Genomic DNA, 22,177 nt, shown 5'->3' with positions numbered 1-22,177 from the left:
ATTATTTTAAAATGTCTAGTAAAAAGAATAAAAAATTAGACAAAATATGATTTGAGTGTATTTTTCAATTATTTTTGCAAACAGAAAATTGTAAACAAATGGGTAGTTATTCAATGTCTCAGGTAGCCACATTAACTGGTATTAATGCACACACTCTACGAAAGTGGGAGAGCAGATATTCCTTTGTACAACCAGAGCGTACCGATACTAACATTAGATATTATACAGATGAGTTGTTGCGTAAGTTATTAAACGTTAGTATTTTACATAGGAATGGTTTTAAAATATCTAAGATAGATAAGATGTCTAATGAAGAGTTGCACGCCAATGTAACAGAGGTTTTATTAAAGCCTATAGATGGTGATGTACTTACGGCTTTAATGTTGTGCTTGTTAGAAATGAATGAACGAGAATTTGTGAAAATTTTAGATGGTCATATCTTAAATAAAGGACTTTTACAAACGGTTTCAGATCTAATTTATCCTTTTTTAAACCAAATAGGAGTGCTTTGGGGTATAGACAAAGTGATGCCCGCTCAAGAGCATTTTGTTTCTAATTTAATTAGACAAAAAGTTATAGCTGCTATTGATAATTTGACCTTGCCAGAATCAGATGCATCTAAAATAGTAATGTTTTTACCAGAAAATGAACATCATGAAATAGGATTATTACTTGCGCAATATATAGCAAAAGACTTAGGCTGGAATGTTTATTATTTAGGGCAACATGTACCACTAGAAAATTTAAAATCTGTGCAACAAATTGTGAAGCCAAATTTAATGCTTACAATGTTTATTACCACAATACCCGATAGAGTAAAAGATAAAATTGAAGAGATACTTAATAATACATCTGCACATTTGCTAGTAGCCGGTAACCCCATTAATTTAAAAGAAAAATATTTTGAAGAAAGAACAACTTATGTGGCTAACCCGTCAGAACTAGTAACTATTCTTCAAGAAAAAAAATAAAAAGTTTATTACTTCATCTATAATCCGAAAACTTATGGTTTTCGGATTTTTTTTCTATTCCCTTAAAATTAACCATTTATGTTACAATTTTAAACACTACTATTACTAGACAAACCATAGTATAGCTAATTTTATGAAACTAAATAACTAAATTTAGTAACATACCTTATAACTAATAAAAATAACAACCTATAACTATGAAGGACAAAAAAAGTACTAAAAAACCAAAAACAAAATCTAACATATCTAGAAGAGGTTTTATTACAAAAACAGCTTTAGCAACAGGAGCCATTACTATTTTGCCAAGGCATATTTTTGGAAGAGGGTTTGTTGCTCCAAGCGACCGAGTTAATATTGGATTTATTGGCTTAGGAAAACAAAGTAGGGGGTTGGCTAATAATTTTGTGGGTGTTACCAACTCACAAATTGTGGCAGCGTGTGATGTTTGGTCTACTAAAAATGAATGGTTTAAAGGTACCGTAAATAAAATTTATGCAGACAAAAGAAACCAAAATAGTTACAATGGAGTTTCTACATACACAAATTACAAGGAGTTGTTAAACCGTAATGATATAGATGCTGTGGTTATTGCAACACCGGATCATTGGCATGCAATACAAGCTATAGACGCTATGAAGGCAGGTAAAGATGTTTATTGTGAAAAACCTTTAACTCATAATATTAATGAGGGTATAGATTTAGTTAAAACAGCAAAAAAAACAGGTAAAATATTGCAAACTGGTAGTATGCAACGTTCTAACAAAAATTTTAGAAGAGCCTGTGAACTTGTTAGAAATGGTTACTTGGGAGATATAAAACAGGTACTTGTAAATGTAGGAGACCCTGCAGTACCATACAATTTAAAAGCAGAAACACTACCAGGTGAGGTAAATTGGAACAATTGGTGCGGACCTGCACCTTTATTAGACTATAACCACAGGTTAGCACCTTCTCGTAACGATGTTGATTTTTGGCCAGACTGGAGACTTTATGAAGAAGTAGGTGGTGGTATACTTTGTGATTGGGGAGCTCATATGTTTGATATTGTACAATGGGCATTGGGTATGGATAGATCAGGACCAGTTAAGTATGTGCCGCCAACAGATAGAACAGCTGTTAGAGGTTTAAAAATGTATTATGATAATGGAGTAGAAATGATACACCAAGACTTTGGTAGAAAATGGGGTGTACGTTTTATAGGGTCTAAAGGGAATATGGACATAAGCCGTAACTATTTTGAGACTACACCTCAAAATTTAATAAACGCAGAGTTAACCTCGTCTGATACAAAATTGTATGACACAAAAGGGAATCACTACCAAGATTGGATTACTTCTATAAAAAATAGAACTCAACCTATTTGTGATGTAGAAACAGGTCACCGTTCTGCAACAGTATGTAATATTGCTAATATTGCGTATAATTTAGGTAGAGATTTAGATTGGGATCCTGTTAAAGAAAAGTTTTTAAATGATAGAGAAGCTAATAAAATGCGAGGTAGAAAAGAACGTAAGTTTTAATACATAATAACCTTATTACATTTATATATTCACCTGCTCCTTTCTAAAAGAAGCAGGTGTTTTTTCTGTATGCTTTTTAAAAGATCTAGAAAAGTATGATACATTTTCAAAACCAACCTTTTGTGCCACCTCTTCTATAGAGTCGTTTGTTGTTAATAGCAGTAGTTGTGCACGCTCTATTCTTTTGGTTTGTATGTATTTATTAGGTCTAATACCATAAGTTTGTAAAAATAACTTAGAAAAATAATCTGTACTGTAATGGCACTTATTAGCAAGCTCATCTATAGTAATTGGTAAATGAAGATTTTTATTAATGTAGTTTAGTATTTGGTTTAAATTAGAGTTGGTTAGGTTTATTTCTTTAGGGAGTTTATTATTTGTTATAAATTTAGATATTAATATATTTAATATTCCTTGGGTTTCTATAAACTCTTTTGTGGTTAAATTTTCATTTTGTTTAATAAAGTCTAACAGTGTAGGTCTATTATCATACGTTTTAGGATCACTATTTTTAATTTCCCTATTGGCATTTAAGTCAACCAATCTTTTAAAATAATACAAGCTTTTTTCATCTGCTTTTACTTCGTATTCAAAATTTTTAAAATTGTATATAGACAAGCCATTATTAATTTCCTCTAAAAAACTAATGTAATATTGCTCATGGTAATCCTCACAAATATACCTAGCATAAGTATAGCTAGGAATTAAGTATATGTAGCCAGGCTTTAAAATGTAAACTCCATCATTATGGTACACTTTAGCAGTGCCTTTTGTAATGTAATACATTCTGGTAAACGGACTAATAACATTGTCAAAATTCCATGATGTACCTAATTTTGCATAGCCAGTGTTAAGTAAAGTTAACCTTAAAGATTGTAGAATTTCTATCATAATTAGTACTTATTCTTCTAAAATAGCTGATTTAGTATTTTTCTAAAACTAGACACTTTTCTAAACAACTACTTAAATCTCTACTAAAATAGCAAATTTTAGTAGATTATATCACTAGATAAAAACTGAACATAACGGAAATGTATATTTTATAAGCTGATTTGGTCAATAAAATGGCTACAAGTTATTTTATTTTTGAGATGTTAAATAATCGTCAAATTTTATGTTAAAAAATAAGATACTGTTAATTATAAGTGGTGTTTTTTTGTTATTGTGTTCTTGTGGAGGTCCAGACTTACCAGAGTTGGTTGCTGTAGAATATAACAACTTACCAGAAAAAGTAGATTTTAATCAGCATGTAAAACCAATTTTGTCTGATAAATGCTATTTGTGCCATGGTCCAGATAAAGGAAACATAAAAGGTGGCTTGCAATTACATGAGGCTAGTTTTGCTTATGCAGAATTAACAGAGACTCCAGGAAAATTTGCAATTACTCCAGGTAATTTAAATAAAAGCGAGTTTTTTCATAGAATAATTACAGATGATCCTAAATTAATAATGCCAGAACCTAGTTCTCATTTAACCTTAACAGATTATGAAAAAGCTGTTTTAATTAAGTGGATTGAAGACGGAGCTGAGTATAAAGATCATTGGGCATTTATTAAACCAGAAAAGCCAGTTGTACCAAAAATTAAAGAGCCTAATTTAGCTGCAAATGCTATAGATAATTTTGTTCTTGCAAAATTAGAAGAAGTAAACCTTTTACCTTCTAAAAAAGCAAACAAGCATATGTTACTCCGTAGGGCTTCTTTAGACCTAACAGGCTTGCCACCAACACAGCAAGAAATACAAAATTTTATAAATGATACTTCTACTAATGCTTTTGAAAAACAAATAGATAGGTTATTAGCATCTCCGCACTTTGGAGAGCAAATGACATTAGATTGGATGGATGTTTCTAGATATGCAGATACTCACGGTTATAGTAATGATAGGTATAGAGATACTTCTCCGTGGAGAGATTGGGTAATAAAATCTTTTAATGAAAATATGCCTTATAATGAGTTTTTAACTTGGCAATTGGCAGGAGATTTATTTGATGACCCAACAACAGAACAAAAAATAGCAACAGCTTTTAACAGACTGCATCCGCAAAATTTAGAAGGTGGTATTATAGATGAAGAATTTAGATCTGAGTATGTTGCAGATAGGACCGCTACAGTAACACAAGGTATGTTAGGCTTGTCTTACGCTTGCGCAAAATGCCATGACCATAAGTATGACCCTATTTCGCAAAAAAACTATTATGAGATGTATAGTTTTTTTAATAATATAGATGAAACTGGCTTAATTCCTTGGGATTTAGCTACACCAGTTCCTGCAATGATGCTGCCAACTAAAGAGCAAGAAGGGGTAATTGCTTATCTAGAAAAAATTGTAAATACTACAGAAAATAAACTAGCGCAAACTGCACAAAATGAAACCACAAAAGCAAACAAGTGGTTAGCCAATAATAGTCATCAAAAAATACCATTGCAGCCAACACCAAATGGTTTGGTGGCCTCTTTTAATTTTAATACTCCAAAAATAACAAATGCTATAGGTGGTAACGGACAAAATAATATAAGAATGCGCCAGCAATTTGTAGATAATGAAAAACCTATTTACAAAAAAGGAGCTAGTGGTAACGGTTTGTTTATGAATGGAGATACTTGGTTAGATTTAGATAAAATTGGTATTTACCAAAGAAATCAGCCATTTAGTATAGGTATAAAAGTATTTATACCAAAAGATTTAAAAGAGGGAGTTATTTTTCATAAAATGAATAGCCCAGAGCTACACAGTTTTAGAGGGTATCATTTAAAAATAAAAAACAATAAACTAGAGGCTTTACTAGCTCATGTATATCCAGATAATGCTATAGTAATAGAGTCTTTAAATAATGTACCAAAGGAAAAATGGATACAACTTACTATGACCTATGATGGCTCTAGTAAAGCAGACGGGGTAGCTATTTATGTAAATGGAGAAAAACAAAAAACAAAAACTGTTTATGATAATTTATATAAAGATATTGTATTTCATGAGATAAGATTATACGGTCCAGAGAGTGAAAAACTAGAACCAGGTTTGCGTATTGGAGCAGTATGGAGAGGTAAAGGTATTGGAGGAGCCACTGTAGATGATTTGCTGGTTTACAATAAAGAATTAAGTGAAATTGAAGTGTTGCAAATTGCAGATACAGAAAAACTAAAAACACTTAAAAATAAAACCTTTGCTAATTTATCTAAAGCAGAAAAAGATAAACTATTAAAATATTACCTACATACCAACTCTGAGTCTTACACTGCTATGCTAAAAAAAATAGAAAAAGACAGACTTGTTTTAGTAGATAGTATAGACCCTGTTAAGCAGATTATGGTAATGAAAGAGCGTAAAACGCCAAGACAAACCTATATTTTAGATCGTGGTAATTATGATTCTCCTACAGATTCTGTTTTTCCTAATGTGCCAGAAGATATACTGCAATGGAATAATAGCTGGCCTAAAAATAGGTTAGGTTTAGCCAAGTGGATTACAGATAAAAACAACCCTTTAACTGCCAGAGTAACGGTAAATAGGTATTGGCAGAATTTATTTGGTAGAGGTCTTGTGTTAAGTTCAGAAGACTTTGGTAACCAAGGAAATCTGCCTACACACCCTAAATTGTTAGATTGGTTAGCAGTTAGTTTTGTAGAGTCTGGTTGGGATGTAAAAAAACTATTTAAAACTATAATGCTAACAAATACATACCAGCAGAGCTCTGTAATATCTGAAGAGTTATTGGCTGTAGATGTAGAAAATAAATGGTTGTCTCGCGGTCCGTCCTCAAGGTTATCTGGAGAAATGTTAAGAGATAATGCCTTATTAGCATCTGGTTTGTTAAACAAAAAAATTGGAGGAGAAAGCGTAAAGCCTTATCAACCTAAGGGATTATGGAAAGTAAATAGTGATGAGTATGTGCAAGACGGGGAAGAAGGTTTGTATAGAAGAAGTATGTATACCATTTGGAAACGCTCCGTGCCAAACCCAACTATTGCAACTTTTGATGCTCCTACTAGAGATTTATGCTCTTCTCGTAGACAAAAAACCAATACACCATTACAAGCTCTTGTTGTTCTTAATGATCCTACATACATAGAAGCATCTAGGGTGTTGGGTAAAAAAATGTCTGAAATAAAAGATGAAAAAGAGGCAGTTAACTTAGCCTTTTTAAGGCTTACAGGAAGAAATGCCAATCAAAATGAACTAAAACTACTAATTAATTTACAAAAATCAGAATACGAGAAATTTAGTGCCAATTTAGATAAAGCAAAAGGTTGGTTACATACAGGGGCTTTTAAATTGTCGGACACAGATAACAAAGCTCTGGTAGCAGCAAATGCTGTTGTAGCTAGTACAATAATGAATGCAGATGCAACAATTACTAAAAGATAAATAGACCATTTTTTAAAGATATATTATGTGTAATAATCATCACCAAAAAATAAAATCTGTTCATAAAGATTTACAAGAACTAGAAAAACAAGTAGACCGAAGAGATTTTTTAAAAAAGACATCTTTAGGTATAGGTGCTTTAGCTTTAGGAACATTGTTAGGAGCAGATAAAATGTTTGCGTCTATAAATAAGAATAGTTCTGCAGAAGATATATTAAATACGTATAACAAAAACAGGCTTGGTTTACCTCACCATTTACCAAAAGCAAAAAGAATTATTTACTTGTTTCAGAGTGGAGGTCCATCACAAATGGATTTGTTTGACTACAAACCTAAACTAACAGATATGTTTGGTAAAGAGTTACCAGAGTCTATTATAGGCGGACAAAGGTTAACTGGTATGAGTGGCAACCAAAGTACGTTACCTATAGCGCCATCTTCGTTTACATTTAAGCAATACGGAGAGTCTAGAGCTTGGGTTAGTAATGCAATGCCTTATTTGTCTGAGGTTGTAGATGATTTATGCTTTATAAAAGGAATGCAAACAGACCAAATAAACCATACACCAGCAGTTACTTTTATGCAAACAGGTAACCAGTTGCCAGGTAGGCCATCCATTGGATCCTGGCTTAGCTATGGTTTAGGATCAGACAATGAAAATTTGCCAACGTTTATAACTTTAGTTTCTAAAAATGGTAAAGGCCAGCCTTTAAAAGCAGCTTTGTGGGGTAATGGTTTTTTACCCACAGAACACCAAGGAGTACAGTTTAGATCTGGTAAAGATCCCGTATTGTACTTAAGTGATCCAGAAAATTATGATGGTAATGACCGTAGACATATGCTAAATTATTTAAAAGATTTAAATAGTTTACAAACTGATGCTTACGGAGACCCAGAAATACAAGCAAGAATGTCTCAGTATGAAATGGCATTTAAAATGCAAACTTCTGTGCCAGAGGTAACAGACTTGTCTGATGAGCCAGATAAAATTTTTGAAATGTATGGTAAAGACAGTAGAGATCCTGGTACTTATGCAGCAAATTGCCTAATGGCCAGAAAACTGTTAGAAAAAGGCGTAAAGTTTGTACAACTATACCATCAGGGTTGGGATCAACATAGTTACTGTCCAGGAGGCGTAAAAAGTCAATCTAAAAAAACAGACCAGCCAACTGCAGCATTAATAAAAGATCTAAAGCAACGGGGTATGTTAGATGATACCTTGGTTGTTTGGGGAGGAGAGTTTGGCCGTACAGTATACTCACAAGGTCAATTAACCAAAGAAAATTATGGTAGAGATCACCATCCAAAGGCATTTACAATGTGGATGGCAGGAGCCGGTGTTAAACCAGGTTTTACTTATGGAGAAACAGATGATTTTAGTTACAACGTAGTAAAAGATCCTGTACATGTACATGACTTTCATGCAACACTTTTACATTTATTTGGTATAGACCATGAACGCTTAACATTTAAGCACCAAGGCAGAAGATATCGTTTAACAGATGTACACGGTAATGTTGTAAAAGATTTATTAACCTAAATAACCAAATAAATGTCTTCTAGAAGAAATTTTATAAAAAATACAGCTCTAGCTAGTGCAGCTGTTACAGCTACGCCTTCTATAGGTTTTTCAATTCTTAAAAAAAGCAAGCACAACCAAACTATTTTAGGCCACGGAGATTATACGTATAAAGTACATAACGACTGGGCACAAATAAGTGCAGTGCATACTCCTTTGTTAAATTGTCATGAAATGGAAATGGACAGTAAAGGAAGGTTAATAATGATAGGTGACCATACCAAAAATAATATTATAATTTTTGATAAATCTGGTAAGGTTTTAGATGCTTGGGGAACAGCTTACCCTGGTGGTCATGGACTTAAAATATCTAATGAAGGTGGTGAGGACTTTTTGTTTATAGCAGATTCTGGTTGGTATTTAGATAAAACAGGAAAATGGGTTAAGCATAATGGAAGAATAACCAAAACAACTACAGATGGTAACGTTATTTTTGATATTGGTCATCCGCAAACAATAGGAGTTTACAAGCCTGGAGAAAATTTTTGTCCAACCGAAATTGCCATAGGTCCTAACGGAGATATTTATGTGGCAGATGGTTACGGACAAGATTACATTTTGCAATACAATTATAAAGGAGAATTTATTAGACGTTGGGGCGGACATAACAACACCAATAAAAATTACAATTTGCAAAATGCACACGGTGTTGCTATAGATTACAGAGATAAAAACAACCCTATGGTTGTGTGTACCTCAAGAAATGAGCAGTGTTTTAAATGGTTTACCTTAGAGGGTAAGTACGTTAAAACATTAAAATTACCCAATATGCAAGTGTGCAGACCAGTTTTTAATGATGCTAACATATATGCAGGTGTGTGCTGGTCTCAGCCCAAAGTTGGAAAAACAAACTGGAAAGACCATACTGGTTTTGTTACTATTTTAGATGGTGATAAGGTGGTTTCTAATCCGGGAGGCACTGCTCCAGAGTACAAAAACGGAGCTCTTCAAAAATCATATCAATTAAAAAATAAACCCATTTTACACGGTCATGATGTATGTGTAGATGAAGATAAAAATTTGTATATCTGCCAATGGAATGCTAATAAAACGGCTCCAATAAAATTAGAGCGCGTTTAAAATTATAAGTTAAGTATGGAAAATAGTGTCCCAGATATTGTATTATTTTTAGGTAGGTTTCATCCACTTGTGGTGCATTTACCAATAGGTTTTTTAGTATTTGCCTTTTTATTAGAGGTCTTTAGCAGGGTTAAAAAAAATTCTGTACTAACAACGGCTATTCCTTTAGCATTGTTTTTAGGAGGTGTAAGTGCATTGGTAGCTTGTATTTTAGGTTATATGTTATCATTAAGTGGAGATTATGATGAAAATGCGTTGGATTCTCACTTTTGGTTTGGTGTAGTAACAACAGTACTAGCCTTTGTAGCTTGGTTAATTAGAATTGAAAAAATAAAATTATCAAACTATAAAAAATTACAACCCAATATAGCCGCTCTTACTTTATTAGTCATTGTAATAAGTGTAACCGGGCATTATGGTGGTAATCTTACTCACGGTAGTGATTATCTAGTAAAGTACTTACCTTTTAACAAAGAAGAAAAAACAGAACTAGCAGCTGTTACAAATTTAAAAGAAGCTGAGGTTTACGGACATTTAGTGGCTCCAATTTTAGATAATAAATGTATTAGCTGTCATAACCAGAGCAAAAAAAAGGGAGGTTTGTCTATGGTAGACAGCGTGTCTATACATAGTGGAGGAAAAAATGGACCTATTTTAGTACCTGGTAGCGCTACCAAATCTGAACTGGTAAAAAGAGTATTACTAGATCCGCATAGCAAAAACTTTATGCCTCCGGAAGGAAAAACACCCTTAACTGATGAGGAAATTGCTATTATTACTTATTGGATAAATAACTCTAACGCTGGCTTTAAAACCAAAGTAGCTAATGTAAAAACACCAGAAAATATAACCACAATTGCTAGCACTATGTTGGGGCTTACTAATAGTAACTCTTCGGAGGCATTGCCTACTGTAACTAAGGTAAGTGAACAGTTAATAGCAAGTATAGAAAAAGAAGGTTTTAGAGTAAGAGAACTAGTGTTTGATTCTAGTTTATTTGAGGTAGTTTTAGGTGAAAATACACTACAAGAAGGAACTAAAGATCAGCTTCATGACAAATTAGAAAAGTTGTTACCTATCAAAGAAAATATCATATGGTTATCTTTAGAAAGTAAAGGGATAACAGATGAAAATGTAAAAGTGATAAGTCAATTTACAAATATTCAAAAGTTAAAGCTTGGTAAAAACCCAATATCAGATAATGCTGTAGAGTATCTTACAAACCTACAAAAAATGACATCAGTTAATTTATTTGAAACTAATATTACAGCTAAAAGTTTACGCGTGTTTTCTAAAATGAAGAACTTAAAATATGCTTATGTTTGGAAAACCAATATAAAACAAAAAGATTTGGAAGGCTATAGCAGTAACAATACTCCTAAAATAGTATTAGGCATGTAAACTCCAAGTTATTTAACCTACTATGAAAAACAGAATTTTTATAAAAGCTTGTTTGGTATTACTTTTTACAGGTTGTGCTAGTAAAAAAGTAACAACAGAAATACCTAATAAGAGCCTAAAATATACTGCAGATTGGGAGTCTTTACAGCAGTATAATGTGCCAGAATGGTATAAAGATTTAAAGTTTGGAATTTATTTTCATTGGGGGCCATATTCTGTATCAGCGCATAAAAATGAGTGGTACTCTAGATGGATGTATGTGGACGGACACCCAATAAATGAACATCATAAAAAAACGTATGGTAGTTTAGATACCTTTGGTTATAAAGATTTTATACCAATGTTTACTGCAGAAAAGTTTAATGCAGATGCTTGGGCAGATTTATTTGTAAATGCAGGAGCACAATTTGCAGGACCAATAGCAGAACACGCAGATGGTTTTGCCATGTGGGATAGTAAGTTAACCAACTGGGATGCTAAAGACAAAGGGCCTAAAATAGATGTTGTTGGTGCTATGGAAAAAGCTATAAAGGCCCGTGGTTTAAAATTTATTACTACTTACCACAGGCATTGGTTATACGCTTGGTACCCAACTTGGGATAAAAATACAGATGCTTTTAATACAGAATTTAGCGGTTTGTACGGCCCTAAAGTTCCAGAGGGCACTTTTGTTATGGCAAATAAACCCACAAAACCTTTACCAAATAAGGCGTTTAATGAAGAGTGGTTAAACAGACTTACAGAGTTAACTACTAAATATGATCCAGATATTGTTTGGTTTGATAATAAAATGGATATTATTAATGAAGAATACAGAAAACAATTTTTAGCAAACTTTTACAACCAAGGTTTAAAAAATAATAAGGAAGTTGTTGTAACCTATAAATTTAAAGATTTAGCAGTCGGCTCTGCGGTTTTAGATTTAGAACGTTCTAGAATGAGTGATAAAAAAGACTTTACTTGGTTAACAGACGACTCAATAGATTGGAATTCTTGGAGTCATATAAAAAATCCTAAATATAAATCTACAAACAGACTTGTAGATTTTTTAGTAGATGTAGTAAGTAAAAACGGAGCAGTTTTATTAAACATAACTCCAACTGCAGAGGGAGAAATTCCTGCAAAAGTTAAAGAACGTTTGCTGCAAATGGGAACTTGGTTAAAAGTAAACGGAGAAGCTATATATGGTACAAGAACTTGGGAGGTTTTTGGAGAAGGTCCCGCCAAAGTGGTAGAAGGGCATTTAAGCGAGCATAAAAATAAAGACAACACAGAAAAAGACATTAGGTTTACAACAAAAGATGGTATACTGTATGCTATAGTTTTAGATTGGCCTAAGGATAAAGTTTTTATAACATCATTAGCAAATACAAAACATCAAATTAAAAAAATAGAAATGTTGGGTACTAACCAAAAAATTGTTTGGGAACAAACAAAAAATGGTTTGGTTATACAACCTTCAAAAACAAAAATTGGTAACTATGCTTTTGTGTACAAAATAGTATTTTAAACAATTTTACATCGGCTTTTTACAACCATCAGCATTATTTTATAGGTAGTGTTGGTGGTTTTTTTGTGTGTTTATCAATTTGCATAATTAATGTGTTAATTTTTTATAAATTAACATTTTTATACTGTTTAAATTACATAAATAATACAAAACCAACATATTTACTGGTTTGAAAGCGTTTTAGTTAACACTTTTTTAAGATTTTATACATATGTTTTACTTAAAAAAACATTTGTTACTACGCTTAAAGTAAATAAAATCAACATTTGTGTAACTAAACTTAAAAAACGATTATGGAAATGAAATTTAATTTACTTGTTAAGTCTAGACATAAAGCTTTGTTAACAATTTTATTTTTTGTTATGGGCTTTGGTTTGGCTCTAGCACAAACAAAAACCGTAACAGGTAATGTTAGCGCAGACGGCGAGCCACTTTTAGGGGTAAGTGTTGTTGTAAAAGGCACTACAAACGGTGTAGTTACAGATTTTGATGGAAACTACACTATACAAGCACAGCCAAGTAGTGTTTTAATATTTAGCTATATAGGATATGTAGCGCAAGAGATTACCGTAGGTTCTAAAAGTACCATTAATGTAAGCTTGTTAGAAGATATAGAAGCATTAAAAGAAGTAGTACTTATTGGATACGGAGTACAAAAGAAAAGAGAGGTAACAGGTGCCGTTGCCCAAGTACAAGCAGAGGATATTGAAAAAATATCTACTGCAGACGTTGGTAGTGCACTGCAAGGGCAAATTGCAGGTGTAAACGTAACTTCTAGTAGTGGACAACCAGGATCAGATGCTGTAATACTTATACGTGGTATTAACTCTGTTTTTGGTAGTAATTCTCCTTTGTATGTAGTAGATGGTATACCGCAAGATGGAAATCCGCAATTAAGTATTGCAGAAATAGAAACTATAGATGTACTAAAAGATGCAGCTTCTGCAGCTATTTATGGTACTAGAGGTTCTGCTGGTGTAATTTTAATTACTACCAAATCTGGTAAAGTTGGTAAAATGGATATTGGTATAACTAGTTATATGGGTGTACAAGACATTATCTCTTCTGTACCTTTAATGAATTTTGAGGACTCTATGTACAGTCAGTTTGTAAGGTTAAATAATATTAATGGAACTTTTCCAAATAATTCATTTACAACATTAGAGCAAAATCGTTACGACTTTACTAACAATACCTCATTAATGGATATTCTTCAGGAAGATATGGCATTAATACAAAACCATAATCTTAATATTTCTGGTGGTAAAGAAGGTTTAAGGTTTAATGTATCTGTAAACTATTTTGACCAACAAGGTTCATTAATTAATTCTGGTTTAGAAAGGTTAAATGTAAGGGCAAATACAACTTATAAAAAAGGAAAATGGACCTTTACAACTGGTATTGGTTTAAGAACAGATGAGCAAGAGTATACGCCATGGCAAATATTGTTAGATGGTTACAGATACAAACCTTATCAGCAATTAATAGACCCAAGCGCACCAACTGTAGATGATAGTGCTGGTACCACAAATAACAATGATGCCAGAAACTTAAGTTTTTTAATGGCAAAGCTTAAACAATCAGACGTTAGAAAAGGTGATAATTTTGATGCTCGTATGCAAATAGATTATCAATTACTTAATAGTTTAAAGCTAACAACACGTGCATCATTAAGTAGAACAAATAACACAAGAGTAAGAATAAATCCTTTATTTACAGCATATTCTGTAGAGGGAGATTTAATACCACAACAAGTTAGATCTGGTGTTTATAACCAAAGTGATAGATCTACCAGCGCAACAATAGACGGTATTGCAACTTTTGATAAAACATATGGGGACCACCATGTAACTTTAGTTGGGGCTCTTAGTGCAGAAAAATATACATATGACTCTTTCTTTGCTCAAAAATTTGATCTCTTTAATAATGAAATTACAAATTTAAACGGTGCAACTTTAGATGCCAATGTTGGTACAGGTAACGGCTACGGACAAGACAGAACCAATACCTTAATAGGTATGTTAAGTCGTGTACAGTATGATTATAAAGGTAAATACTTAATAAGTGCAAGTTTAAGACGTGATGGTACTAGTCGTTTTTCTAAAGAAAACAGATGGATATATGCACCATCTGCATCTGCAGCTTGGATTGCATCAGACGAAAAAGGTTGGGATGATATATTTGGACAAACCTTTAATTTCTTTAAAATGAGGTTTAGTTACGGTACAACAGGTAACCAAAGCATATTAGATTACAGTACTGCACCAACTATTGGTTTAGGGCATGACTATGTTTTTGGTACAGGAACAGACCAAGTTTTGGTTTTAGGAGCAATACAAGAAGCATTTAAAAACCCTAAAGCTAAATGGGAAAAGAAAATTGAAAAGAACTTTGGTATGGAGTTCGGATTTTTTAACAATAAACTTACAGTAACTAGTGAGGTTTATGATGGGTCTAGAACAAATATGCTGTTCCCTGTTATTTTACCACCTACTGTTGGTGGTGGTAACAATTCTAATGTAATATTAAATGTTGGTGATATGCGCAACTATGGTACAGAGTGGAGTGCTAGTTATAAGCATAGGGGTAAGTTTAGTTGGAACGTTTCTGCTAATTATTCTAAAAACGAAAATAGAATTACAAGAATGAGTGATTCTAACAAGTTCTCATTCCTGGGGGGCAGTCAAGTTGCACCAGGTTTACCAGGAGAAGATTTGGTAACAGCACTTAGAGAGGGGTATGAAGCCGGTGCTTTCTTTTTAGTAGAAACAGACGGATTGGTTACTACACAAGCAGAGTTAGATGAATACAGACAAATAGATCCTACTGCAAATTTAGGAGATTTAAAGTACGTAGATCAGTTAACTGTAGATACAAATAATGATGGAATACCAGATGCTGGTGACGGAGAAATTACTTTAGATGACAGAGTTTATAAGGGTAGCGGAGCTCCAGAATATGAGTTAGGGTTAAATTTTAACGCAAACTATAAAAATGTAGATTTTTCTATGAACTGGTATGCAGCCATAGGAGGAGAAATAATTAATGGTAGTAAAGCCTACGCATACAAGCAAGGTACACACCAAGACTTAGTCCATCAATGGACACAGTCTAATCCAACATCTACAATTCCTGCAGACAGAGGAAGAGATCATTTTAATTATAGAGGATATACAGACTACTGGTTGCAAGATGGTAGTTTTGGTAGGCTTAGAAACCTAACTCTAGGATACACTTTACCTAAAAAATTAAATGAAAAGCTTAATATTAATAAATTAAGATTTTACATAGCAGCAGACAACCTATTAACCATAACTAATTATGATGGTTTTGATCCAGAAGTGGGTAATGATGGGTTAAGCACACGTGGTATAGATGCAGGTGTTTACCCAATAAGCACACAATATAGAGCTGGTATTGAATTTAAATTTTAATTAAAAAAGAACTAGAAATGAAAAAATTAATAGTTAAAAAAATAGCTGTTGCTTTACTGCTTATTATAAGCAGTACAGCGTGTTCAGACGATTATTTAGAAGAAACCAACCCTAACGAACTGTCAACAGGCAGTTTCTGGAAAAATAATGTAGATCTTAATGGAGGTTTAACGGCTGTATATAACGCTTTTAAAAATACAAGTGTTTTTAATATCGTTTCAGACAACCATAGGGCAGATATGAGTTGGCCAGGATTTGGTAGGCCAAACACACAAAATTCTTTCTACCTACAAACATTTAATGACTCAGAAAACGACATCAGAAACAAATGGTCTGCTTTATACACCGTAATTTTTAGAGCAAACCAAGTTATAGCAAACGGAGAAAGATTAATTGAAACCTATGATGACCAAGATAATATAGACTTTGCAACTCTAATTATAGCACAAGCAAAGTTTTTTAGAGGAATTGCATACACCTACTTGTATAATATGTTTAACCAAGGTAGTGTACCAATTTTTGATTTTGTTCCGGAAGCAGAAAGCGATTTTTATCAACCATTAAGTACAGCAGAAGAGGTTAAGGCTTTTTATTTATCAGATTTAGAATTTGCCTATGAAAATTTACCTCCAGTGTGGGATGGCAATGCTAATGTTGGTAGGGTTACAGCGGCAGCTGCAGCAGCAGAATTAGGAAGAAGCTATTTGTATGAAGAAGATTATACAACAGCAGCAGTTTATTTTAATGATATTATTACTAACGGAGAATACGGCAGATCTTTAGTAGATAATATAAACGATAATTTTTCTGAAGCAGGAGAATTTAACTCAGAGTCTATTTTAGAGGTTAGTTATTCTATAAATTTTAAATCTGAATTAAACCCGTATGATTCTCAAAATGTATCTAATGTTTTAAGTAGAATATTTGCACCAGCAAACTTAGGAGGTTTTAGAGCTTCATTGCCAAGTGCTTGGTTGCAAATGGCTTATAAATCAGAAGAGTTAGATATGAATGACCCAAGAAACTTTGTGCCTTGTGAAGATGGTACAGAAGGTTGTGACCCAGTAACATTAATGAGGCCAAGATCATACTCATTACGTGCATCTTATTCTGTTGCGCTAGTAGATGATAAAGATACTCCTTATTACGGCGGGTTATCTACTGCAGATGCAACTATATTTAATAACAAAGAAACAGCCTATTTTAGGAAATACACAAACTGGGCAACGGTAACATCAGAAAATGATATTGTACCAAATACTCGTTCTGGTTTAAATATACGTTTGGTTCGCTTGGCAGATATATACCTAATGTTAGCAGAGTGCTTAATTAAGGGTGGTACAGATGACGGTGGCGTAGAGCAAGCTATGGCCTTAATTAATGAAGTAAGGCATCGTTCTGCTTTAAAACTAATTGGCCCAGATGGTAGCGGTGCATACCCTAGTGCAGATCATGACAATATTACTTATGATGCTAATAGTTTAATGGAACATTTAATGTATGTAGAAAGACCATTAGAGTTGGCAGAAGAAGGGCACGCTGTACGTTTTATAGATTTAAGAAGATGGGGTATTTTAAAAGACCGCTTTCAAGATTTAAGTGAAAAAAGATATTGGGCAGATAATTACCCTTTTATAGACAAAGAAGGCAAATCTGTTACAAGGTGGGGTTCTGTATTAAAAGAAGGAGAAAGTCCTATTGCAAATGGCTTTACGTTTATAGATTATGCACAAGCTGCAGTAAATTATAACGAGAGTATACACGGGTATTACCCTATTCCAAATAGTGAAGTTACAGCCAACCCAAATTTGAATAACTAAAAAAAGATATTATGAATAATAGATTAATTTTAATAGCATTAGTTATAGCGCTTTTTACCGCATGTAACAGTGATGATTATGATGCTCCTAATTCGTTCTCAGATGTATCTTGGTATACAAGTGGTTTTAGAGATACAATTGTAAGTATTAATGTAAACGATTTTGCATCGTTTTCAGATTTATCACAAGGAGAAATATCTCATAAATGGACTATAGAAGAAGGTAGTTACTATTTAAAAGGGCCAATTAAGCGTAAAGATTCTATTTATGACGATTTTATTATTACGCCGCAGTCTCTAGAGAGTACAGACAAAACAGTACATGTTTTGTTTAAAGAAGGTGGCTTAAAAAAAGTAAACCTTTATAATGAGTTTAAAGAATATGTAGAGTTTAAAGGTGCAGATGGTTTTGTTTTTCCTTCTAAAGAGGTAGGTGGCAAATGGGTTATAGATACTACTTTTGTTGTAGATGTGTATGACACTATTGTTCCGCAAATACTAATTCGCCAAAATGGAGTAGTTGTTCCTCATGAATTAGAGAGTGATGTTATTACGGTAGAAGCAGGGTCAACATTAGAGTTTGTAGACATTACTACTATTGGTCGTCCTAATACTAGAGCATGGCAAATAGGAGATATTACCAGTACAGACTCTCTTGCTGTAATACAATTAAACCAATTGGGTTCTTTTAAAGGAGGGCTAAATATAAGTAGACAAGGAGAAAATATACCAGCAGATTATGATAGGTACAATATTGCAGCTACCATAAACGTAGTGCCATCATCATTACCTTTTGAGGTTGCCGGTGATTTGGTAGAATTAGAAAACCAAACTATACAAATACCTTATAATGGAGAATTTAAACCTTTTGCAGACCAAAAAGCTCATTTTACAGTAAACGTAAATGGTATTCCTTTTACAATTTCTACAATAGGATTAAATTCTTCTAATGCAACAATTTTAGAAATTAAATTACAAGAGCAAATATATAGGTCAGATAATATTACCGTTTCATATGATGGTAATGGTACCCTAGAGTCTACAGACACACGTATTCCAGCTGCTTTTACAGATTTGCCTGTTCAAATGTATCAGCATGAGGCAGTACGTTATGACATAGAAGATGGTGGTGCCAACTGGACTACTAAAGATGATAACTTGCCAACTACAACTGTTGCTCCTTCTACAGAGCAAGCAGCAAGTGGTATATATAGTATGAAAGTAGATGCAGCACAATCTGGTCCATGGTCTGGTTTTCATAACGTAATAGATCAATATACGTTAACAGCAGGGGTAACATACCAGTTAGAGTATAAAATTTACAAGCAAGCTGGTGCAGTTATAAATATGAACGGACCTTGGATACAAAAAGACGGAGAAACTGTATTTCAGTTTTGGAATAATATTGTTGCAACAGCAGCAGAAGATACTTGGGTTACGGTAAGTCCAGCTCAAAGGTTTACTGCAGCTACTACGGGTAGTGATTATGAAATATATTTAAGACACAATGGTATGGGTGTTATATATTTTGATGATATAAGAATTATGGAAGTAGATGAAAGACCATAAAAAATAATTTTTTTAAAAAGTGGCTCTACTGCACTAAGTAGGGCCTTTTTTATGCCTAAAATACTGGTGTTGTCTATTTTTTGTACAGTTTTTTTTTGTGCTAAAATCACAATCATTCTACAACTTTGAGCCAAACTAATTAATTTATTATGATGAAATTTAATGTAGCAATAGTACTCTTATTGTTTTATGTAGTGTCTTGTAGTGATAATGAATCTACAGATAAAACTACAGATGAAGAGGTAATAGAAACACCAGAAATCCCAACTGAAGAACCAGAAGAAGAACCAGAAGTAACTTGGAAAACCATACCTGTGCCAGCAGAAGCAGGAGAAGGTAATGTTTGGGAGTTTCAAAATATGTCAGACAGTTTTGATTATGAAGCAGAGGCCGCTAATAAAGGAGCAGAATTTGATGCCAAATGGACCGATTTTTATCATAACCAATGGTCTGGCCCCGGATTAACAGAATGGAAAAGAGACCATTCTTTAGTTAAAGATGGTTATTTACAAATGGTTGCTAGTAGAGTTCCAAATTCTAATAAAATTTATTTGGGTTGTATAACCTCAAAAGAACAAGTAATTTACCCGGTGTATATAGAGGCGTATGTAAAAATTGCAAATACTACGCTAGCATCAGATGTTTGGCTTTTAAGCTCAGATGATACTCAGGAGATAGACATTGTAGAGGCTTACGGAGCAAGCTACTCAGAGTTAGCACAGGCAGACCAAACTTGGTATGCAGAGCGTATTCATTTAAGTCATCATATGTTTATTAGAGAACCTTTTCAAGATTACCAACCAACAGATGCAGGTAGTTGGTATAAAGATGAGGTTGGTACATTATGGAGAGAAGATTTTCATAGAGTAGGAGTGTACTGGAGAGATCCTTTTCATTTAGAGTATTATATAAACGGAGAGTTGGTAAGAACAACCTCTGGAGCAGAAATGATAGACCCTAATAATTATGCAGATGGTAAAGGTTTAAGTAAACCTATGGATATAATTATTAATGCAGAGGATCAAACATGGAGATCAGATAAAAATATTACACCATCTGATGCAGAATTGGCTAATAAAGAAAATAATACATTTAAAGTAGATTGGATTCGTATTTTTAAACCGGTTAAAGCAGATTAAATGTATTAATCATATGTTTTATTCATAAAATCATATGTTATTCTTTAGTACTAAAAAAAATGTAACTTTTGTAAAGCGCTTTAATTAGCGCTTTTACTTTATATAACTAAAACCAACCAAAAATGTTTAAAAAGCTATTTTGTTTTTCACTATTTACGGCAACCATTATTTCATGTGCCGAAAAAGAAAAAATTACAATAGAAACCAAAAAGCCAAATATAATTTACATAATGGCAGACGATCATACGTCACAAGCATTTGGTATATATGGTAGTAGGTTGGCAAGTTTAAATCCTACTCCAAACTTAGATAAAATTGCTAACCAAGGTATTATTTTTGATAATTGTTTTGTTACAAACTCTATTTGTACACCAAGTAGAGCAACTATGATTACGGGTCAATATAGCCAAACAAATGGCGTGTTAGATTTAGAAGGGCATATACCCCCAGAAAGGCAATATTTACCACAGGAAATGAAAAAATTAGGGTATGAAGCTGCTGTGGTTGGCAAATGGCATTTAGAAGATGAGCCTGCTACTTTTGATTATTATGCTGTATTACCAGGACAAGGTAAATACCATGATCCTGAATTTATAGTGCAAGGAGAACAAGAGTGGCCAAAAAACAGAATACAAACCAAAGGACATTCTAGTGATAATATTACAGATTTAACTATTGCTTGGTTAAAAGACAAACGCAATAAAGACAAGCCGTTTTTTTTAATGCACCATTACAAAGCACCTCATGACGATTTTGAGTATGCACCGCGTTATAAAGATTATTTAGAAAATACGTATATACCAGAACCAGCAAGTTTGTATGAGAATGGTAATAATGGTTCTATAGCAACAAGGGGTGCTAATGATTCTTTACTGCGTGTTATAGGCTCATCTGTATCTAAAAGAAACATTGTGAGAAGTATGGGAATGCGATTGTGGTCTAATGAGTATACTAAAATATCTAACCCAGAGTTTGATGCCTCAAGCATTTCTTTGGATATGACAGACAAAGAATACACTCACAAAACGTACCAAGAGTACTTAAAAAGATATTTACGTTGTGTAAAAGGTGTAGATGACAATGTAGCCAGATTGGTAAAATTTTTAAAAGAAGAAGGCTTGTATGATAATACTATAATTGTGTACACAGGCGACCAAGGTTTTATGCTGGGAGAACATGATTATATAGATAAAAGATGGATGTATGAAGAATCTATGCGTATGCCATTTTTTGTGCGTTATCCAGAAAAAATAAAGGCAGGTACTAGAACAGACGCAATAATTAACAATGCAGATTTTGCACCTACTTTAATAGATTTAGCTGGTGGCACAGCCCTAGAAAAAATGCAAGGACATAGTTTTAAGTCTATTTTAGAAACAGGTAAAGAACCAAAAGGGTGGCAGCAGTCTACTTACTACAGGTACTGGATGCATATGGCACACGCACATGCAAACCCGGCACATTTTGGTATTAGAACAAAACAATACAAACTAATATTTTTTTATGGTAAATATTGGGTAGATACTAAAGACCCTAATGCTACATGGAACAAAAAAAGTTGGGGTAATAAGTTTGAGATGGATACACCAGCTGCTTGGGAGTTTTATGATTTAACTAAAGATCCTAAAGAAATGAATAATGCCTACAATGACCCTGCGTATAAAGATATAATTAAGGAACTTAAAAAGCAGTTAAAAGCCAAACGTAAAAGTTTAAAAGAGGAAGATGGTAGTAAGTTTCCGCACATACAAAAGGTAATAGATGAGCATTGGAATGATTAAAAAAA

The 22,177-nt window shown here is 33.3% G+C and carries 13 protein-coding genes; 12 read left to right on the top strand and 1 reads right to left on the bottom strand.

Annotated features, from left to right (window positions below; genetic code table 11):
• Nucleotides 1–98: 98 nt before the first annotated feature.
• Both PBN93_RS02300 and PBN93_RS02295 read left to right on the top strand, forming a co-directional pair.
• Nucleotides 99–971, top strand: a complete 873-nt coding sequence (locus PBN93_RS02300; RefSeq protein ID WP_271081348.1) for a MerR family transcriptional regulator — start codon at nucleotides 99–101, stop codon at nucleotides 969–971.
• A gap of 197 nt (nucleotides 972–1,168) precedes the next feature.
• Complete coding sequence (locus PBN93_RS02295) at nucleotides 1,169–2,491, top strand: Gfo/Idh/MocA family protein (RefSeq protein WP_271081347.1); 1,323 nt, start codon at nucleotides 1,169–1,171, stop codon at nucleotides 2,489–2,491.
• Nucleotides 2,492–2,512: 21 nt separating this feature from the next.
• Here the strand turns inward: PBN93_RS02295 and PBN93_RS02290 are convergent, their stop codons facing one another.
• Entirely contained in the window at nucleotides 2,513–3,382 is an 870-nt protein-coding gene (locus PBN93_RS02290; RefSeq protein ID WP_271081346.1) for an AraC family transcriptional regulator, read from the bottom strand.
• Nucleotides 3,383–3,605: 223 nt separating this feature from the next.
• Here PBN93_RS02290 and PBN93_RS02285 point away from each other — a divergent pair, with 223 nt between their 5' ends.
• The 10 genes from PBN93_RS02285 to PBN93_RS02240 all read left to right on the top strand — a co-directional run bounded on the left by PBN93_RS02285 (nucleotide 3,606) and on the right by PBN93_RS02240 (nucleotide 22,172).
• Nucleotides 3,606–6,860 carry a DUF1553 domain-containing protein gene (locus tag PBN93_RS02285; RefSeq protein WP_271081345.1) on the top strand — a complete coding sequence of 1,085 codons (3,255 nt, stop codon included), beginning with the start codon at nucleotides 3,606–3,608 and terminating at the stop codon, nucleotides 6,858–6,860.
• Nucleotides 6,861–6,885: 25 nt separating this feature from the next.
• Entirely contained in the window at nucleotides 6,886–8,400 is a 1,515-nt protein-coding gene (locus PBN93_RS02280) for a DUF1501 domain-containing protein (protein WP_077400216.1), read from the top strand.
• Nucleotides 8,401–8,412: 12 nt separating this feature from the next.
• Nucleotides 8,413–9,519 (top strand): twin-arginine translocation signal domain-containing protein, encoded by a 1,107-nt coding sequence (locus PBN93_RS02275; RefSeq protein WP_271081344.1) that lies wholly within the window; start codon nucleotides 8,413–8,415, stop codon nucleotides 9,517–9,519.
• A 15-nt stretch (nucleotides 9,520–9,534) separates the two neighbouring features.
• Nucleotides 9,535–10,920 carry a DUF2231 domain-containing protein gene (locus PBN93_RS02270; protein ID WP_271081343.1) on the top strand — a complete coding sequence of 462 codons (1,386 nt, stop codon included), beginning with the start codon at nucleotides 9,535–9,537 and terminating at the stop codon, nucleotides 10,918–10,920.
• Between the two features lie 22 nt (nucleotides 10,921–10,942).
• Nucleotides 10,943–12,430, top strand: a complete 1,488-nt coding sequence (locus tag PBN93_RS02265; RefSeq protein WP_077400225.1) for an alpha-L-fucosidase — start codon at nucleotides 10,943–10,945, stop codon at nucleotides 12,428–12,430.
• 299 nt (nucleotides 12,431–12,729) lie between these two features.
• Nucleotides 12,730–15,864: a SusC/RagA family TonB-linked outer membrane protein gene (locus PBN93_RS02260; protein WP_245799584.1), complete on the top strand. Its 3,135-nt coding sequence runs from the start codon at nucleotides 12,730–12,732 to the stop codon at nucleotides 15,862–15,864.
• A gap of 17 nt (nucleotides 15,865–15,881) precedes the next feature.
• Nucleotides 15,882–17,684, top strand: a complete 1,803-nt coding sequence (locus PBN93_RS02255) for a RagB/SusD family nutrient uptake outer membrane protein (protein WP_271081342.1) — start codon at nucleotides 15,882–15,884, stop codon at nucleotides 17,682–17,684.
• An 11-nt stretch (nucleotides 17,685–17,695) separates the two neighbouring features.
• The gene (locus tag PBN93_RS02250; protein WP_271081341.1) at nucleotides 17,696–19,252 is read left to right on the top strand and encodes a hypothetical protein; all 1,557 of its coding nucleotides are present in this window, start codon (nucleotides 17,696–17,698) and stop codon (nucleotides 19,250–19,252) included.
• 149 nt (nucleotides 19,253–19,401) lie between these two features.
• Nucleotides 19,402–20,391 (top strand): LamG domain-containing protein, encoded by a 990-nt coding sequence (locus PBN93_RS02245; RefSeq protein ID WP_271081340.1) that lies wholly within the window; start codon nucleotides 19,402–19,404, stop codon nucleotides 20,389–20,391.
• A 122-nt stretch (nucleotides 20,392–20,513) separates the two neighbouring features.
• Nucleotides 20,514–22,172, top strand: coding sequence for a sulfatase family protein (locus PBN93_RS02240; protein WP_271081339.1), 1,659 nt, complete (start codon nucleotides 20,514–20,516; stop codon nucleotides 22,170–22,172).
• Nucleotides 22,173–22,177: the final 5 nt, after the last annotated feature.

It is taken from the genome of Cellulophaga omnivescoria (assembly GCF_027915275.1).
Taxonomy (GTDB): Bacteria; Bacteroidota; Bacteroidia; order Flavobacteriales; family Flavobacteriaceae; genus Cellulophaga; species Cellulophaga omnivescoria.
Note: the sequence above shows the minus strand (reverse complement) of the source record. Positions and strands in the feature narration are given on the sequence as shown.

Bases quoted from the DNA above. Each gene is read 5' to 3' on its own strand.
- PBN93_RS02240 (WP_271081339.1), top strand. From the start codon at position 20,514: ATGTTTAAAAAGCTATTTTGTTTTTCACTATTTACGGCAACCATTATT.
- PBN93_RS02290 (WP_271081346.1), bottom strand. From the start codon at position 3,382: ATGATAGAAATTCTACAATCTTTAAGGTTAACTTTACTTAACACTGGC.
- PBN93_RS02280 (WP_077400216.1), top strand. From the start codon at position 6,886: ATGTGTAATAATCATCACCAAAAAATAAAATCTGTTCATAAAGATTTA.
- PBN93_RS02245 (WP_271081340.1), top strand. From the start codon at position 19,402: ATGATGAAATTTAATGTAGCAATAGTACTCTTATTGTTTTATGTAGTG.
- PBN93_RS02270 (WP_271081343.1), top strand. From the start codon at position 9,535: ATGGAAAATAGTGTCCCAGATATTGTATTATTTTTAGGTAGGTTTCAT.
- PBN93_RS02260 (WP_245799584.1), top strand. From the start codon at position 12,730: ATGAAATTTAATTTACTTGTTAAGTCTAGACATAAAGCTTTGTTAACA.
- PBN93_RS02295 (WP_271081347.1), top strand. From the start codon at position 1,169: ATGAAGGACAAAAAAAGTACTAAAAAACCAAAAACAAAATCTAACATA.
- PBN93_RS02250 (WP_271081341.1), top strand. From the start codon at position 17,696: ATGAATAATAGATTAATTTTAATAGCATTAGTTATAGCGCTTTTTACC.
- PBN93_RS02265 (WP_077400225.1), top strand. From the start codon at position 10,943: ATGAAAAACAGAATTTTTATAAAAGCTTGTTTGGTATTACTTTTTACA.
- PBN93_RS02300 (WP_271081348.1), top strand. From the start codon at position 99: ATGGGTAGTTATTCAATGTCTCAGGTAGCCACATTAACTGGTATTAAT.
- PBN93_RS02255 (WP_271081342.1), top strand. From the start codon at position 15,882: ATGAAAAAATTAATAGTTAAAAAAATAGCTGTTGCTTTACTGCTTATT.
- PBN93_RS02285 (WP_271081345.1), top strand. From the start codon at position 3,606: ATGTTAAAAAATAAGATACTGTTAATTATAAGTGGTGTTTTTTTGTTA.
- PBN93_RS02275 (WP_271081344.1), top strand. From the start codon at position 8,413: ATGTCTTCTAGAAGAAATTTTATAAAAAATACAGCTCTAGCTAGTGCA.